This is a genomic window from Sphingomonas aliaeris, from assembly GCF_016743815.1.
Taxonomy (GTDB): Bacteria; Pseudomonadota; Alphaproteobacteria; order Sphingomonadales; family Sphingomonadaceae; genus Sphingomonas; species Sphingomonas aliaeris.
Genome location: NZ_CP061035.1, coordinates 2,389,159 through 2,403,735 on the forward strand (window position 1 = coordinate 2,389,159; position 14,577 = coordinate 2,403,735).

Genomic DNA, 14,577 nt, shown 5'->3' on the forward strand with positions numbered 1-14,577 from the left:
GGGAAGTCAGGCGAAGCGATCAATGCCTTATGTCAGCGACGATAGCGGACCTGGCGGCAGGTGCGGATCTTGCGGTTGCCGCGCCAGCGGTTGGTGCACACGCGACGGGTCGACCAGCGGTTGCGGCGATCGTTGCGATAGCCCGGACCGCGACGAACGACGGTGCGTTCGCGGACGACAACGGCCTGCGGCGCGGCGACCACGCCGGCGACCAACAATGTCGCGGAACCTGCGGCGACCGGAGCAGCGCTCGCCGAAGCCGGCGCCAGCGTCACGGCGCCGAGCAGCCCGGCGGCGATCAAACCAAGAAATTTCATATGTTTTCTCCTCCATGCCCAATTTCGGCACGGCATCGAAACGGTCACCGTCCTTGCATGTTCCGCGCTCCGCCCGGAATCCGTACCGTAAAGTCGGTCCAATCTGCCTGCAGCCAAATCTGACATGCCAGCCGGCTCGTTCGCGTGGCGCCCATTGCCAAGTCCAAGATATCCTCTTCATCCTCGACCGCCTTGGGAAGGCGCGCGAAATCTTCGGGCGCGACGATGACGTGGCAGGTCGAACAAGCCATCTGTCCCTCGCACGTCCCTTCCAGCGGTTGCCCATCTGCCTGCGCCAGGTCCAGCAACCGGTCCCCCGGTGCTCCGCGCACCTCACGAACATTACCGTCCGCGCCGATAAACCGTACAAGCGTCATGCTCCAAGCCCCTGTCCGGCAGCGGCAGCGGCGATCCGGTCGATGCCCTCGACCAGTTCCGCCTCCGTCGTGTAACGCCCGAAGCCGAGCCGGATGCTCGACCGCGCCTGCGACTCCGAAAGGCCGATCGCGCGCAACACATGGCTCGACCGCCCCGATCCGCTCGCGCACGCCGATCCGGCGGAAAACGCCACATCGCGCAGGTCCGACATCAATCGCGCGACGTCGAGCCCGTCACGACGCACGTTCAAATTCCCGCGATAGCGAAAGTCACCCGATCCGTTGAGGCGCCACCCGCCAACTGCCCTCCCTGGAAGGGAGGGGTCGGGGTGGGTTGGCTCGAGGCAGATACGACAATCCCACTAGGCCAACCTGCGGCCGTTTCTTCCCTTTCCCGGGAGCGCAGTCTTGATGCCCATCCGCTCTACGGCGATCCGCCACAACCGTTCGACATGCGCCTGATCCGCCTCGCGCAGGTCCGACATCAGCGCCGACGCCACTCCGAATCCCGTACACAAGGCTGGCGACAACGTCCCCGACCGTCCGCCAGCCTCCTGCCCGCCACCATGCAGCAGGGGTTCCAGCGTCACACCGTCGCGAACCCACAGCGCGCCGATGCCCTTGGGGCCATGTACCTTGTGCGCAGACACCGCGATCAAATCGCATCCGCCGGGAATGGCGACCCGCCCAAAACCCTGTACTGCGTCGCACAGCATCAACGCGCCAGACGCATGGGCCAGATCCGCAAGTTCGGCGATCGGCTGAACTACGCCGATCTCGTTATTGACCAGCATCGCCGCGACCAATGCGGTTCCCGGAACGATCGCCCCCCTCGCCGCCTCCAGATCGACCAGCCCGTCCGCCCCAACCGGCAGCACGATCACCTCTCGCCCGTGCCGCCCGCACGCCACCACGCTATCCAGCACCGCCGCATGTTCGGTCGCGATCGTCACGATCCGGCCCGGGCGAACGCCCTTGATCGCCCAGTTCATCGCCTCGGTCGCCCCGCTGGTGAAGCTCACTTGTCCGCCCGTCGGCATCAGCGCGGCGACCTGCTCCCGCGCCACCTCCACCGCCGCCTTGGCCCGCCGCCCGGCAGAATGCGGCGAATGCGGGTTGGCGAACCCGTCCTTCAACCACGGAAGCATCGCCTCGAACGCTTGCGGAGCAAGCGGCGTCGTCGCCTGGTAGTCGAGATAAATCACGCCACGAACCGCTGCTTGGCCCGCGCGATCCTGCGCCACGCGGCGATGAACGCCCGCACATCGTCTTCGGTCGTCGTCCGCCCGAAACTCGCGCGCACCACCTCGCGCCCCGCCGCCTCGGACAGCCCGATCGCCGCCAGCACATGGCTCGGCTTCATGCTGCCCGAGGCGCAGGCGCTACCCGCCGACACCGCGAAACCCGCCGCATCGAAGTCGATCAGCTGCACGAAACTCGGCACGCCGGTCATCCGATACGCGCCGATCGCCGGATGACGCAGCGATCCGCACGCGACGACTTCGCCACCGGACCGCGTCACCGCATCGTCCAGCATCGCCCGCAACCGCGCATAGTCCGTGACCGGCTCCGGCTCCGCCAGCGCTGCGGCATAGCCCAACACTGCCGGAAGGTTCTCCGTTCCCGGCCGATATCCCCGCTCCTGCCCGCCCGTGGGGCTCAGCGTCCCCAGGTCGCGGACCAACAAGGCCCCGATCCCCGGCGGCCCGCCGCGTTTATGCGCCGACAAGGCGACGAAATCGGCATGTTCGGCAACCTCCGCATCGGCGCCGGCGGGCATCTGCGCGGCATCGACCAGCAGCAGCCCGCCGCCGCCATGCACGACCCGTGCGATCTCCGCGATCGGCTGACGCACACCCGTTTCGCTATTCGCCCATTGCACCGTCACCAGCACGCGACCGTCGGAAGGGCCGGTATCGAAAACAGCGCGCTCCAACGCCTCCCTTGTCACCTTGCCATCCCGGCCCACGGGCAGGACGATCGTGTCCGGTGTGGCCCAACGCATCACCGCATCATGCTCCACCGCCGTGATGATCCGCACCCCCGCATCCGCCCGCGCCGCGACGATGCCAAGCGATTCGCTCGCGCCGCTGGTGAACAAGGTCTCGCCCGCCCAGCCATAGGCCGCCGCCACCTGCGACCGCGCCGCCTCCAGCGCAGCCTTGGCCGCGCGCCCCTCGGCATGCGGGGGAGGACGGGTTGGCCCATCGCCGCATACCCGCCCCAACCGCCTCGATCGCAACCGGCAGCATCGCGGTCGTCGCGGCATGATCCAGATAGATGCGCGATGTCGCGTCGGGGGCCATGTGGGCGGTCAGGAGTCGTTCCAATTGCGAAAAGGTCTGCGCCTCTTATATAGCGCCCACATTCCAGCGCCCAAGTTGCGCGTACAGATTAGTCAGGTTTCGCCATGCCAGAAGTCATTTTCCCCGGACCCGAAGGCCGTCTTGAAGGCCGCTTCTCCCCCGGCCCGCGCCCGCGCGCACCCGTCGCGATGATCCTGCACCCGCACCCCACCGCGGGCGGCACGATGAACAACGCGATCGTCCAGCAACTATACAAGACGTTCCAGCGTCGTGGCTTCGCGACGTTGCGCTTCAACTTCCGCGGCGTCGGAAAGAGCCAAGGCACGTTCGACAACGGTATCGGCGAACTGTCCGACGCGGCATCGGCGCTCGACTGGGTACAGAGCTTCCACCCGGAGGCATCGACCACCTGGATCGCCGGGTTCAGCTTCGGCGCGTGGATCGGCATGCAGTTGCTGATGCGCCGTCCGGAGATTCGCGGCTTCATCTCGGTCGCGCCGCCCGCCAACATGTACGACTTCACCTTCCTCGCCCCCTGCCCAGCCAGCGGCATCATCATCCAGGGCGAGAATGACGAAGTGTCCCCCCGCTTGCCACGCAGAAGCTGGTCGACAAACTGCGCACGCAGAAGCACATCACGATCCACCACGACACGATCCCGAAGGCGAACCACTTCTTCGAACACGAAATGCCCGAACTGATGGGCAGCGTGGACAAGTATCTGGACATGCGCCTCGATCCGAACTCGCCGATCCGCTGAGGGCGCGATAGTCCGCCGTTACCGGGCTTGCGCCGCGGTGACGGTGGCGGTGCTATTTACCCGGCGCGGGGACTATTCCTGAACCGTTCGTGCTGAGCCTGTCGAAGCACCTTTCCCGTATGCCCGCCCCTCGACAAGCTCAGGACGAGCGGTGTAGTTGAGTAGGCTTGGTAGCACCGGGTCTATTCCCGAACGCTTGCCGCGCCTAACCCACCACCCAATCGGCCCGCTTGATCCCCTGCGCATATAGCAACGCCGTCAAATCGTTATGCTGCACGCGCGCCGCAGCCGCCGCCGCGACGACCGGCTTCGCCCGATAGGCGACGCCCAGCCCGGCGCGCTCGATCATCGCCAGGTCGTTCGCCCCGTCGCCGACCGCCAGCGTGTCCCCCGCCGACAACCCGCGCTCGGCGGTCGCCGCCAGCAACGTCTCCAGCTTCGTGTGCGAACCCACGATCGGCTTGGCGACCTTCCCCGTCAGCACGCCGCCCGACAGCAGTAGCACGTTGGCGATCGCGCGATCGAACCCGATCGTTGCCGCCACCGGCTCGGCAAAGCGCGTAAACCCGCCCGATACCAATACCGTCAGCGCCCCGCGCGACTTCATCGTCCGCACCAGCGCCGCCGCGCCCGGCATGATGACGACGCGCTCGTTCAGGCACGCGTCGATCGCCTTCTCGTCCAGTCCTTCCAGCAAGCCGACGCGTGCATCCAGCGCCGCCTCGAAACCCAGTTCGCCGCGCATCGCGCGTTCGGTGATCTCCGCGATCTGCGGCTTGATCCCGGCATAATCGGCCAGTTCGTCGATGCATTCGACCGTGATCATCGTCGAATCCATATCGGCGACCAGCAGCGCCTTGGCGCGACCGGCTGTCGGCTGCACGATGACGTCGCCACCAGCGAATGCCCCTTCGAGCACGCGACGCGCCACGTCGGGCGCTTCGGTGAAGGCGATGTCCGCCGCGAACCCGTCATCGATCCAAGTCACGTCCCCCGGTACGCAGCCGCCTTCGGCCAGCCGGTCGCGGGCGTCGGAAATATCGCCCCCGGACAGCGTCCCCGGTGCTATCAGCGTCGCAATGAACATCGTGCAATCCCTACCGCGAGTGGCGCTCATCGCAGGGCCGACCGCCAGCGGCAAGTCCGCGCTCGCGATGGACCTCGCTGCCGCGCATGACGGCGTCGTCGTCAACGCCGACAGCGCGCAGGTCTATGCCAATCTCCGCATCCTCTCCGCCCGGCCGACCGTGGAGGACGAGGCGCGGGTTCCGCATCGCCTGTTCGGCTATATCGACGGTGCGGAAAGCTGTTCCGCCGCGCGCTGGGCGACCGACGCGCAGCACGTGATCGCGGAAGTGCAGGTGGCGGGCAAGCTGCCAATCCTCGTCGGCGGCACCGGCCTGTATCTTCGAACGCTGCTCGACGGCATCGCCCCCGTCCCAGATATCGACCCTGCGATCCGCGCGGAGGTGCGCGCGCTTCCCGTCGCGCAGGCGCATGCACGGTTACAGCAAGCAGATCCCGAAGCCGCGGCCCGCCTCGCCCCCGCAGACACCACCCGCGTCGCCCGTGCGCTGGAGGTCGCTTTGTCCACCGGCCGAACCCTGGCCCAGTGGCAGGCACATAAGGAAGGCGGCATCGCGGATCGCATCGACCTCATCCCGCTGATCCTGCTGCCTGATCGCGACTGGCTGCTCGCCCGGTGCGATGCGCGCGCGGAAGCGATGATGCAGGACGGCGCCGTGGCCGAGGTGGAGGCTTTGCTCGCGCGCCCCGATATCACACCGAACCTGTCGGTGCGACGCGCGATCGGCGTTGCCGAAATCGCCGACTGGCTTGCTGGAAGAATCGCCCGAGAACAAGCACTTGATGCCCTACGCCTCGCCACGCGCCAATATGCGAAACGGCAATATACCTGGTTTCGAAATCAATCGCCCCCAGGTTGGCCCCGTATCGAAGCAACAGAAACATCCAATTATGCCGCCTCGTATGATAGATTATTACAACTATAACCCTTGACGCGTACGAATCATACGGGTAGCCGCACCCCCGCCGAAACGCTATTGCGGCGCGGCAAGGAAGGACGACGATGATGAACGCGGAACAGAGTGGAGCCGATATACTGGTCGAGGCACTGTGCGATCTCGGCGTGGAGATCGTGTTCGGTTATCCGGGCGGTGCCGTTCTGCCGATCTACGACGCGATTTTCCGCTCGGGCCGGATCAAGCACATCCTCGTCCGCCACGAACAGGCGGCGACTCATGCGGCGGAGGGCTATGCCCGGTCGACCGGAAAGCCCGGCGTCGTGCTCGTGACCTCGGGCCCCGGCGCGACCAACGCCGTTACCGGGATCACCGATGCGCTGATGGATCCGATTCCGATGGTCGTCATCACCGGACAGGTCCCGACCGCCCTGATCGGCACGGACGCGTTCCAGGAAGCGGACACGGTCGGCATCACGCGCCACTGTTCGAAGCACAATTATCTGGTGAAGGACCCGGCGAGCCTCGGCCCGGTGCTGCACGAGGCTTTCCATATCGCCACGTCCGGACGCCCCGGTCCTGTGGTCGTGGACATCCCGAAGGACGTTCAGGTCGCGACTGCGCGCTATACCAAGCCCGGCCCGATCAAGCACAAGACGTATCGCCCGCAGATCAAGGCCGATCCGAGCTTGATCGAACAGGCGGTGGACATGCTCGCGGCCGCCGAACGGCCGATCTTCTACACCGGCGGCGGGATCATCAATTCCGGCCCCGCAGCGTCGCAACTGTTGCGCGAGCTCGCCCGCATCACCGGCGCACCCGTCACCTCGACGTTGATGGGCCTTGGCGCCTATCCCGCCAGCGGCGACGCCTGGCTCGGCATGCTTGGCATGCACGGCACGTACGAAGCCAATATGGCGATGAACAAGGCGGATCTGATCGTCTGTCTCGGCGCGCGGTTCGATGATCGCGTCACGGGCCGGCTCGACGCATTCAGCCCTTTGAGCCGCAAGATCCATATCGATATCGACCGGTCTAGCGTGAACAAGAACGTCCGCGTCGACCTTCCGATCATCGCCGATGTCGGTCACGCGCTCGAGGATATGGTACGCGTGTACAAGGCACGTCGCCATCCCAAGCCGGATCTCGCCGAATGGTGGTCGCGCATCAACGAATGGCGCGCGAAGGGCAGCCTCGACTTCACCGACACCAAGACAGAAATCATGCCGCAACGCGCGATCCGCGCGTTGTGGGAAGCCACGCACAAGCGCGCGCCGATCGTCAGCACGGAGGTGGGCCAGCATCAGATGTGGGCGGCCCAGCATTTCGGTTTCGAAGGGCCGAACAAGTGGCTGACCAGCGGCGGCCTCGGCACTATGGGCTATGGGCTGCCGGCTGCGATCGGCGCACAATTGGGCAATCCCAATGCATTATGCATCGATGTTGCCGGCGAAGCTTCGATTCAGATGAACATCCAGGAACTGGCGACAGCAACGCAATATCGATTGCCGGTGAAGGTCTTCATCCTCAACAACCAATATATGGGGATGGTTCGCCAGTGGCAGGAGCTGACCTATTCCAGCAGATATTCAGAGAGTTACAGCGATGCGCTGCCAGACTTCGTGAAGCTGGCAGAGGCCTATGGCTGGAAGGGCATCCGGATCGAAACGATGGACCAGCTCGAAGACGGTATCGCCGCCATGCTCGCGCATGACGGACCCGTGATGGTCGACTGCATGGTCTCGCAATTGACGAACTGCTTCCCGATGATCCCGAGCGGAGCGGCGCATACCGACATGATCCTCCAGGCGGAGGAAGTCTCCGGCGAGATGGACGACGAAGCGAAGGCGCTGGTCTGATGGGAAATTCGCAAAATCTCCCCTCCCGCTTGCGGGAGGGGGTCGGGGAGGGCCTGTTCGCACGGGCGGCCGCGTGTTTGGGGAACTGCCCTCCCTGGCCCCTCCCGCAAGCGGGAGGGGAATTTAAGTCATGCACATAAAAACCGAAACAGCATCCCGCCACACGCTGGCGGTTATGGTCGACAACGAACCCGGCATCCTCGCCCGGATCGCCGGCCTGTTCACCGCGCGCGGCTATAATATCGAAAGCCTGACCGTGTCGGACGTCACGGCCGACCACGCGGTCAGCCGGATAACGATCGTCACCTCCGCCAGCGCCGAGACGATGGAGCAGATCCTTGCCCAGCTCGACCGGCTGATCCCCGTCCATTCCGTCACGGATCTGACCGCGCTCGGCCCGCATGTCGAACGCGAACTCGCGCTGGTGAAGGTCGCCGGCACGGGCGATCACCGGATCGAAGCGCTACGCCTGGCCGACGTCTACCGCGCCCGCGTGGTGGATGCGACGACCACCAGCTTTGTCTTCGAGGTGACCGGCGGTCGCGAGAAGATCGATACGTTCATCACTTTGATGCGCGAGGTCGGACTGATCGAGGTCGCTCGCACCGGCATCGTCGCGATGGCGCGAGGCAAGAACGCCGCCTGATTGTACCTACGCTTACCATGTTTGCCGTCATCCCCGCTCGCGCGGGGATCCATAATCAACGACCGCAGCGGGACGGATACTCGCCCTCGCGGGGATGACAGAAGGGCCTGAATATCATGAAAGTCTATTACGATCGCGACGCCGATCTGAACCTGATCACCGACAAGAAGATCGCCATCGTCGGCTACGGGTCGCAGGGCCATGCCCATGCGCAGAATCTGCGCGACAGCGGCGTGAAGGATGTCGCGATCGCACTGCGCGAAGGTTCGGCCACCGCCAAGAAGGCGATCGATGCCGGCTTCGCGGTCAAGTCGAACAAGGAAGCCGCCGCTTGGGCCGACATCGTCATGATCCTCGCGCCGGACGAGCATCAGGCGGCAATCTATGCCACCGACCTGCACGACAATCTGAAGCAGGGTGCGACGATCGCCTTCGCGCACGGCCTCAACGTGCATTTCGGCCTGATCGAGCCGCGCGCCGATCTCGACGTCATCATGATCGCGCCGAAGGGCCCCGGCCACACCGTGCGCAGCGAATATGTCCGCGGCGGCGGCGTCCCCTGCCTCATCGCGATCGACCAGGATTCGTCGGGCAACGCGCACGACATCGCGCTCGCTTATGCATCGGGCGTCGCGGCGGCGGCCGCAGCGGCATCATCCAGACCAACTTCAAGGAAGAATGCGAAACCGATCTGTTCGGTGAGCAGGCCGTTCTGTGCGGCGGCATCACCCACCTGATCCAGGCCGGGTTCGAGACACTGGTCGAGGCAGGCTATGCGCCGGAAATGGCTTATTTCGAATGCCTTCACGAAACCAAGCTGATCGTCGATCTGCTGTATGAAGGCGGCATCGCCAACATGCGCTATTCGATCAGCAACACGGCCGAATATGGCGACATCACCACCGGACCGCGCATCATCACGCCCGAAACCAAGGCCGAGATGAAGCGAGTTCTTGCCGATATCCAGTCGGGCCGCTTCGTCAAGAACTTCATCCTCGACAACCGCGCCGGTCAGCCGGAACTGAAGGCCGCACGCAAGCAGGCGCTGGCGCATCCAATCGAGAAGATCGGCAGCGAACTTCGCGGGATGATGCCGTGGATTGGCAAGAACGCGCTGGTCGATAAGGACAAGAACTGACGTTGCACCTGCGGAACGGAACGGATCGTTTCGCATTCAGTACTTGAGCCAATCGGGGGATCGCACCACACCGGCGCGGTCCCCTTCTTTTTAGGAACTTGCCGATGCGCCTCCCGATCATCCTCCTGGCTGCCTCCGCCGCGATCGCCACCCCCTGATCGCTCAGCAGGCGATGCAGGTGCCCGGGTCCAAAAGCACCGCCGGCATCACGGGCGGCACCTACACCGCCGACTCTAACCACACGCTCGTCAGCTGGACTGTCGATCACCTTGGCTTCACGCCGTATTTCGGCCTGTTCGGCGACATTACCGGCACGCTGACGTTCGACCCGAAGAACCCGGCGGCGGCGAAGGTCGACATGACCATTCCGGTGTCCAAGGTGACCACAGCCAGCGCCGGGCTGACCAGCCACATGCTCCGCGCGGGCAAGGACGGCGGCAAGCCCGATTTCTTCGGCCCCGCTCCTGCCGACGCGAAGTTCGTCTCCACCTCGGTGAAGCCGGGCGCGAAGGGTAAGGCAACGGTGATCGGTAACCTGACGCTGAACGGCGTGACGAAGCCGGTAACGCTCGACGTTACCTTTTACGGTGCGGGCAAGATGCCGGCGGCGATGGGCGGCAAGGAAAACCTTGGCTTCGAAGCGACCACGACGGTGCAGCGCAGCCAGTTCGGCGTAGCCGGGGCGCTGCCCTTCGTCTCCGACGCCGTGAAGCTGAAGATCGCCGCCGCGTTCCAGAAGTAAGCGACGGGTCAGAAGTAACAAGGAGGGCGGCCTCGCGCAGTCGCGAGGCCGCCCTCCTCGATCAGGCCCGCGCGGCAATCAGCCCGAGAAACGTGCCGCGAACCGTATCCGACGCATTACGCAGCAGCCGCTGCATCTTCGCGTCGAAGTCGTCCGCCGTGTCGTCGGCCCGGCGTTGCGCCATCGTCCAGGTTCCGAATTCCCGTTCCGTAATCGCGCGCTGGTGCAGCACGACGATCGCATGGTGCCGCGTGTCGCCCTTGATCCGGTCGAACGTCGTCGAGACGCTTTCCGCTGGTCCTTCAAGCACTTGCAGGAAACGTTTCCCATCACTCCACAACAGACCGCTAACGCCGTCCAACGCGTTGTTGTGCCGCGATTGCTCGACGATCTTGGGCAGGTCGATCTTCGCCCCGGAAGGATTGCTGGTGCTGACGTAAAGCAGTTGCGTCAGCGGCTGGGTCTGTGAAGTCATGGCGCCACTTAGCCTCTGCCACGCCGGTCTACATTGTCATAGATCAATCTGCCCCTCCCCACGCGCCCTCGGTCACTCCGTACTGGACACGATACATCCGACCACGCTACGCACACCTCACATGACGTTCGGCCTTCGCCTCCCGCTACTTCGACTTACGCGCCCTTAGGCGCGACCTTCGCCGTGCGCCGATACCGGCCCGCGAGCGACACCGCCTAAGGGACCGACCCGCCCGACAAGCTGACCCGAAGTTCTGCGAGACACACGATGCTGCGTGATCCTTCCGTTAAATACCGCCCCTTCCCCCAGATCGACCTGCCCGACCGACAATGGCCGTCAAGGACGATCACGCAGCCGCCCCGCTGGCTGTCCACCGATCTGCGCGACGGCAATCAGGCGCTGATCGATCCGATGGATGCCGAGAAGAAGACGCGTCTGTTCGATCTGCTCTGCAAGGTCGGATTGAAGGAGATCGAGGTCGGCTTCCCGAGCGCGGGCGCGACCGAATTCGACTTCATTTCCGGTCTCGTCCGAACAAGGCGCATCCCCGACGACGTGACGATACAGGTCCTTACGCAATCCCGCCGCGACCTGATCGAGAAGAGCTTCGAGAGCCTGAAAGGTGCCCCGCGCGCGATCGTCCATCTGTACAACGCCGTCAGCCCGGCGTGGCGCAAGATCGTCTTCGGCATGACGCGCGACGAGGTTCGCGGCATCGCGATCGAAGGCGCGAAGATTCTGCGCGACTGTGCTGCCGCGCAGTCGGATACCGACTGGACGTTCGAATATTCGCCCGAGACCTTCTCTACCGCCGAACTCGATTTTTCGGTCGATGTCTGCGCCGCGGTGATGGACGTTCTGCAACCGACGCCGGACAAGCCGATCATCTTCAATCTGCCCGCGACCGTCGAATGCGCGACGCCCAACATCTACGCGGACCAGATCGAATGGTTCGGGCGCAACATTCCAAATCGCGACAGCGTCGTGATTTCGCTCCACACCCACAATGATCGCGGCACCGGCGTCGCCGCGGCGGAACTGGGCATGATGGCGGGCGCGGACCGTGTCGAGGGCTGTTTACTGGGTAACGGCGAGCGGACCGGCAATTGCGATCTCGTCACAGTTGCGCTGAACATGTACACTCAAGGCGTTGATTCTAAACTTGATTTTTCCGATATCGATGAGATCGTCAATACGATCAACTATTGCACCAACATCCCGGTACACCCTCGGACGCCCTATGCCGGCGATCTGGTCTTCACCGCCTTCTCCGGCAGTCATCAGGACGCGATCAAAAAGGGATTTTCGGCGCAGGCCGGCCGTAACGACGAGTTGTGGGAAGTCCCCTATCTGCCGATCGACCCCGCCGATCTCGGCCGCAGCTACGAAGCGGTCATCCGCGTCAACTCGCAATCGGGCAAAGGCGGCGTCGCCTGGGTATTGGAACAGGACAAGGGCCTGAAGCTGCCCAAGCGCCTGCAGGCCGATTTCAGCCGCTACGTTCAGGCCTATGCCGACGAGACCAGCCGCGAACTGAACGCCGCCGACATCTGGCAGGTGTTCGAACGCACCTATCTCGCGCGCGACGCCGATCGCTTCGCGCTGGTCGACTATGAGGAAAGCGGCACCGCCGGACAGCGCCTGTTCGTCGGCCGGGTCTCGGTCGATGGACAGGAACGGTCGATCTCGGGCCGCGGCAACGGACTGATCTCCGGCGTCATCGCGGCCCTGGGCGACAGCACCGGCCCGTTGCTCGACGTGGTGGATTACAGCGAACACGCGATCGGCCACGGCGCCGACGCGCAGGCCGCCGCCTATGTCGAATGCCGCACCGCGGAGGGCAAGACGGTCTTCGGCGTAGGCTTGGACACAGACATAGCCACCGCCAGCGTCCGCGCGGTCCTGAGCGCCGCAAACCGAGCTTGAGGTAATTTCCCAACCCTAAACCCGACCTGCCACCACCGTCATCCCCGCGCAGGCGGGGATCCATACAGGCTGACCTTTCGAACTAGCTCCGATCGTCGGAATATGGATTCCCGCCTTCGCGGGAATGACGGGTCTTATGGTTCGCTTACCCGTACGATTTCACATCCGATCCGAGCATCAGGATACACGTCCGTCTTCATCGTCCGAACCTTTACCCGCCGCACCCGCGCATCCGCCAGGCAGAGCCCCGCCACCGTCTCGCACAACGTCTCCTGCAAGGCGAAGCGCCGCTCGGCCGCAAGCGCGACGATCCGCTCGCGTACGAAATCATAATCCAGCACCTGCTCGATCGTATCGTCGCGCAGCGGCTCGGGATAATCGACGGTCATCTCGACAGACACGATCACGCGCTGCGGCTCGGCTTCGAAGTCGTGGATTCCCAGCCGGATCATCACCGCCAGCCTGTCGAGGATCGTGGTGAATTCAGGCACGGTCGCGCTCGAACATCACGTCCCGGTCGCGGGGCATTAGGCGCTGTCCGCCATCGACATATACGATCTGCCCATGCAACCCGCGCGCGCCGAGCAGGAAAGCGACGGCGCCCGCCACGTCCTGCGGATCGACCGGACGCCGCAACACATTCTCGGACGCGACTGCACGGAATTCCTCGTCGCTCTGGTCGCCGCTCGGCAGCGTGATGCCCGGCGCGACCGCATTGACGCGGATGCGCGGCCCCAGCGCCTGCGACAGCATCCCCGTCGCCCCCGCCAGCGCGACCTTGCCGCCGGTGTAGGAAAAGAAATCCGGGTTCAAATTCGCCACTTTCTGGTCGAGCAGATTGACGACGGCCCCGTCCCCCAGATCCGCCTGCCGCGCCAAGGCGGAGGCGAGCAGGACGGGCGCCGAATGGCCGATCGCGTACAGCTTCGCGAGCAGGTTGGGATCGAGATCGGGCGGGGCATCATAGTCGAACGCGGAAGCGCTGTTGACGATCCCGGCAATCGGCATTCCCGCAACGCCACGTGCGCGATCGAACAGGTCGGGTATCGCGTGTGCATCCGCCAGATCGCCCTGCACCACCCCCGCCGCGCCGATCTCCTCCGCCAGCGCATTCGCTTCGCGCTTGGACGAACCGTAATGCAGCACGACACGCGCACCATTCGCCGCCAGCCGCCGTGCGATGATCGCGCCCAGCCGCTTCGCCCCGCCCGTGACGAGCACCGCCTGCCCCTTCACGCGACCAGCCCTCTCACGCGGACACGCACGTCACGAATGCATCAGCGCAAGCACTTCCTTTCGGGCGCGCTCGTCCTCGCGGAATACGCCCATCATCCGGCTCGTTACCATGCCGACGCCGGGCGTCCGCACGCCACGTGCCGTCATGCAGGCGTGGCTCGCCTCGATCACCACCGCCACGCCGTGCGGCTTCAGCCCTTCCCAGATACAGTCGGCGACCTCCGCCGTCAGCCGTTCCTGCACCTGCAATCGCCGTGCGAAGGCGTTCAGCACGCGCGCCAGCTTGGATATGCCGACGACATGATTACGCGGCAGATAGGCAATATGCGCCTTGCCGATGATCGGCGCCATGTGATGCTCGCAATGCGACTGGAACGGAATATCGCGCAGCAGCACGAGTTCGTCATACCCGCCCACTTCCTCGAACACGCGCGACAGGTGATGCGACGGATCGTCGTCATAACCGCTGCAATACTCCTTCCACGCCCGCGCGACGCGGGCCGGCGTATCGACCAGCCCCTCGCGCTCGGGATCGTCCCCGGACCAGCGGATCAGCGTCCGGATTGCATCCTGAACCTCCTGCGGAACGGGAATTTTTTTCGGATCGCGGACAATATCGCCGTCTTCCGGATCCGGTCCCAGGTCGGTCATCGATGAGTCCTTGAACGAAGAAATGCCACGCGACGCTACGGCAACCGTGTTTCGGTGGATTTGATGAATGTCGCGGCACCTGTCTCATTTGGACAACCGCGGTGCAAGCCCGCAGTTTTGCGCCATATTAGGCCATTGACGGCGCTTTCTGGCGAGCGCTAC

12 protein-coding genes and 4 pseudogenes are annotated in these 14,577 nt (G+C 64.6%); 7 read left to right on the forward strand and 9 right to left on the reverse strand.

The window, feature by feature from the left end; translation table 11 throughout:
• Positions 1-32 precede the first annotated feature (32 nt).
• The 4 genes and pseudogenes from H5J25_RS11235 to H5J25_RS11250 form a co-directional block, all read right to left on the reverse strand.
• Positions 33-317, reverse strand: coding sequence for a hypothetical protein (locus H5J25_RS11235; RefSeq protein WP_202091001.1), 285 nt, complete (start codon positions 315-317; stop codon positions 33-35).
• A 44-nt stretch (positions 318-361) separates the two neighbouring features.
• Complete coding sequence (locus H5J25_RS11240) at positions 362-694, reverse strand: 2Fe-2S iron-sulfur cluster-binding protein (RefSeq protein WP_202091003.1); 333 nt, start codon at positions 692-694, stop codon at positions 362-364.
• Positions 691-1,899, reverse strand: a pseudogene (locus H5J25_RS11245) (cysteine desulfurase family protein). The gene H5J25_RS11240 and the pseudogene H5J25_RS11245 overlap by 4 nt, the downstream one beginning before the upstream one ends.
• Positions 1,896-3,000: pseudogene (locus H5J25_RS11250) on the reverse strand (cysteine desulfurase family protein). The pseudogenes H5J25_RS11245 and H5J25_RS11250 overlap by 4 nt, the downstream one beginning before the upstream one ends.
• Before the next feature lie 104 nt (positions 3,001-3,104).
• Between H5J25_RS11250 and H5J25_RS11255 the strand changes: the two are divergent.
• Positions 3,105-3,760 (forward strand): annotated as a pseudogene (locus tag H5J25_RS11255) (alpha/beta hydrolase).
• A gap of 205 nt (positions 3,761-3,965) precedes the next feature.
• Here the strand turns inward: H5J25_RS11255 and serB are convergent.
• A complete protein-coding gene (serB, locus tag H5J25_RS11260) occupies positions 3,966-4,847 on the reverse strand; it encodes a phosphoserine phosphatase SerB (protein WP_202091005.1) in 882 nt (293 codons plus the stop codon).
• Here serB and miaA point away from each other — a divergent pair.
• The 5 genes and pseudogenes from miaA (at position 4,840) to H5J25_RS11285 (ending at position 10,127) form a co-directional block, all read left to right on the forward strand.
• Positions 4,840-5,772: a tRNA (adenosine(37)-N6)-dimethylallyltransferase MiaA gene (gene miaA / locus H5J25_RS11265; protein ID WP_202091007.1), complete on the forward strand. Its 933-nt coding sequence runs from the start codon at positions 4,840-4,842 to the stop codon at positions 5,770-5,772. The genes serB and miaA overlap by 8 nt on opposite strands.
• Before the next feature lie 80 nt (positions 5,773-5,852).
• Positions 5,853-7,601, forward strand: a complete 1,749-nt coding sequence (locus H5J25_RS11270) for an acetolactate synthase 3 large subunit (RefSeq protein WP_202096320.1) — start codon at positions 5,853-5,855, stop codon at positions 7,599-7,601.
• A gap of 130 nt (positions 7,602-7,731) precedes the next feature.
• Positions 7,732-8,247: an acetolactate synthase small subunit gene (gene ilvN, locus H5J25_RS11275; protein ID WP_202091013.1), complete on the forward strand. Its 516-nt coding sequence runs from the start codon at positions 7,732-7,734 to the stop codon at positions 8,245-8,247.
• A gap of 116 nt (positions 8,248-8,363) precedes the next feature.
• Positions 8,364-9,385: pseudogene (gene ilvC, locus H5J25_RS11280) on the forward strand (ketol-acid reductoisomerase).
• Positions 9,386-9,557: 172 nt separating this feature from the next.
• Positions 9,558-10,127 (forward strand): YceI family protein, encoded by a 570-nt coding sequence (locus H5J25_RS11285; protein WP_202091015.1) that lies wholly within the window; start codon positions 9,558-9,560, stop codon positions 10,125-10,127.
• Positions 10,128-10,188: 61 nt separating this feature from the next.
• Here the strand turns inward: H5J25_RS11285 and H5J25_RS11290 are convergent, their stop codons facing one another.
• Positions 10,189-10,602, reverse strand: a complete 414-nt coding sequence (locus H5J25_RS11290; protein WP_225883072.1) for a BLUF domain-containing protein — start codon at positions 10,600-10,602, stop codon at positions 10,189-10,191.
• Positions 10,603-10,869: 267 nt separating this feature from the next.
• Here H5J25_RS11290 and leuA point away from each other — a divergent pair, with 267 nt between their 5' ends.
• On the forward strand, positions 10,870-12,528 hold the full coding sequence (gene leuA, locus H5J25_RS11295) for a 2-isopropylmalate synthase (protein ID WP_202091017.1): 1,659 nt from the start codon (positions 10,870-10,872) through the stop codon (positions 12,526-12,528).
• A gap of 134 nt (positions 12,529-12,662) precedes the next feature.
• On the opposite strand, the gene H5J25_RS11300 is transcribed toward leuA, so the two are convergent.
• Genes H5J25_RS11300 through folE form a run of 3 tightly spaced genes read right to left on the reverse strand, consistent with a single transcriptional unit; the run spans position 12,663 to position 14,415 of the window.
• Complete coding sequence (locus H5J25_RS11300) at positions 12,663-13,019, reverse strand: dihydroneopterin aldolase (RefSeq protein WP_202091019.1); 357 nt, start codon at positions 13,017-13,019, stop codon at positions 12,663-12,665.
• Positions 13,012-13,764 (reverse strand): SDR family oxidoreductase, encoded by a 753-nt coding sequence (locus H5J25_RS11305; RefSeq protein WP_202091021.1) that lies wholly within the window; start codon positions 13,762-13,764, stop codon positions 13,012-13,014. The genes H5J25_RS11300 and H5J25_RS11305 overlap by 8 nt, the downstream gene beginning before the upstream one ends.
• 30 nt (positions 13,765-13,794) lie before the next feature.
• Positions 13,795-14,415, reverse strand: coding sequence for a GTP cyclohydrolase I FolE (folE, locus tag H5J25_RS11310; RefSeq protein WP_202091023.1), 621 nt, complete (start codon positions 14,413-14,415; stop codon positions 13,795-13,797).
• Positions 14,416-14,577: the final 162 nt, after the last annotated feature.

Bases quoted from the DNA above. Each gene is read 5' to 3' on its own strand.
- H5J25_RS11235 (WP_202091001.1), bottom strand. From the start codon at position 317: ATGAAATTTCTTGGTTTGATCGCCGCCGGGCTGCTCGGCGCCGTGACG.
- H5J25_RS11240 (WP_202091003.1), bottom strand. From the start codon at position 694: ATGACGCTTGTACGGTTTATCGGCGCGGACGGTAATGTTCGTGAGGTG.
- miaA (WP_202091007.1), top strand. From the start codon at position 4,840: ATGAACATCGTGCAATCCCTACCGCGAGTGGCGCTCATCGCAGGGCCG.
- serB (WP_202091005.1), bottom strand. From the start codon at position 4,847: ATGTTCATTGCGACGCTGATAGCACCGGGGACGCTGTCCGGGGGCGAT.
- H5J25_RS11270 (WP_202096320.1), top strand. From the start codon at position 5,853: ATGAACGCGGAACAGAGTGGAGCCGATATACTGGTCGAGGCACTGTGC.
- ilvN (WP_202091013.1), top strand. From the start codon at position 7,732: ATGCACATAAAAACCGAAACAGCATCCCGCCACACGCTGGCGGTTATG.
- H5J25_RS11285 (WP_202091015.1), top strand. From the start codon at position 9,558: ATGCAGGTGCCCGGGTCCAAAAGCACCGCCGGCATCACGGGCGGCACC.
- H5J25_RS11290 (WP_225883072.1), bottom strand. From the start codon at position 10,602: ATGACTTCACAGACCCAGCCGCTGACGCAACTGCTTTACGTCAGCACC.
- leuA (WP_202091017.1), top strand. From the start codon at position 10,870: ATGCTGCGTGATCCTTCCGTTAAATACCGCCCCTTCCCCCAGATCGAC.
- folE (WP_202091023.1), bottom strand. From the start codon at position 14,415: ATGACCGACCTGGGACCGGATCCGGAAGACGGCGATATTGTCCGCGAT.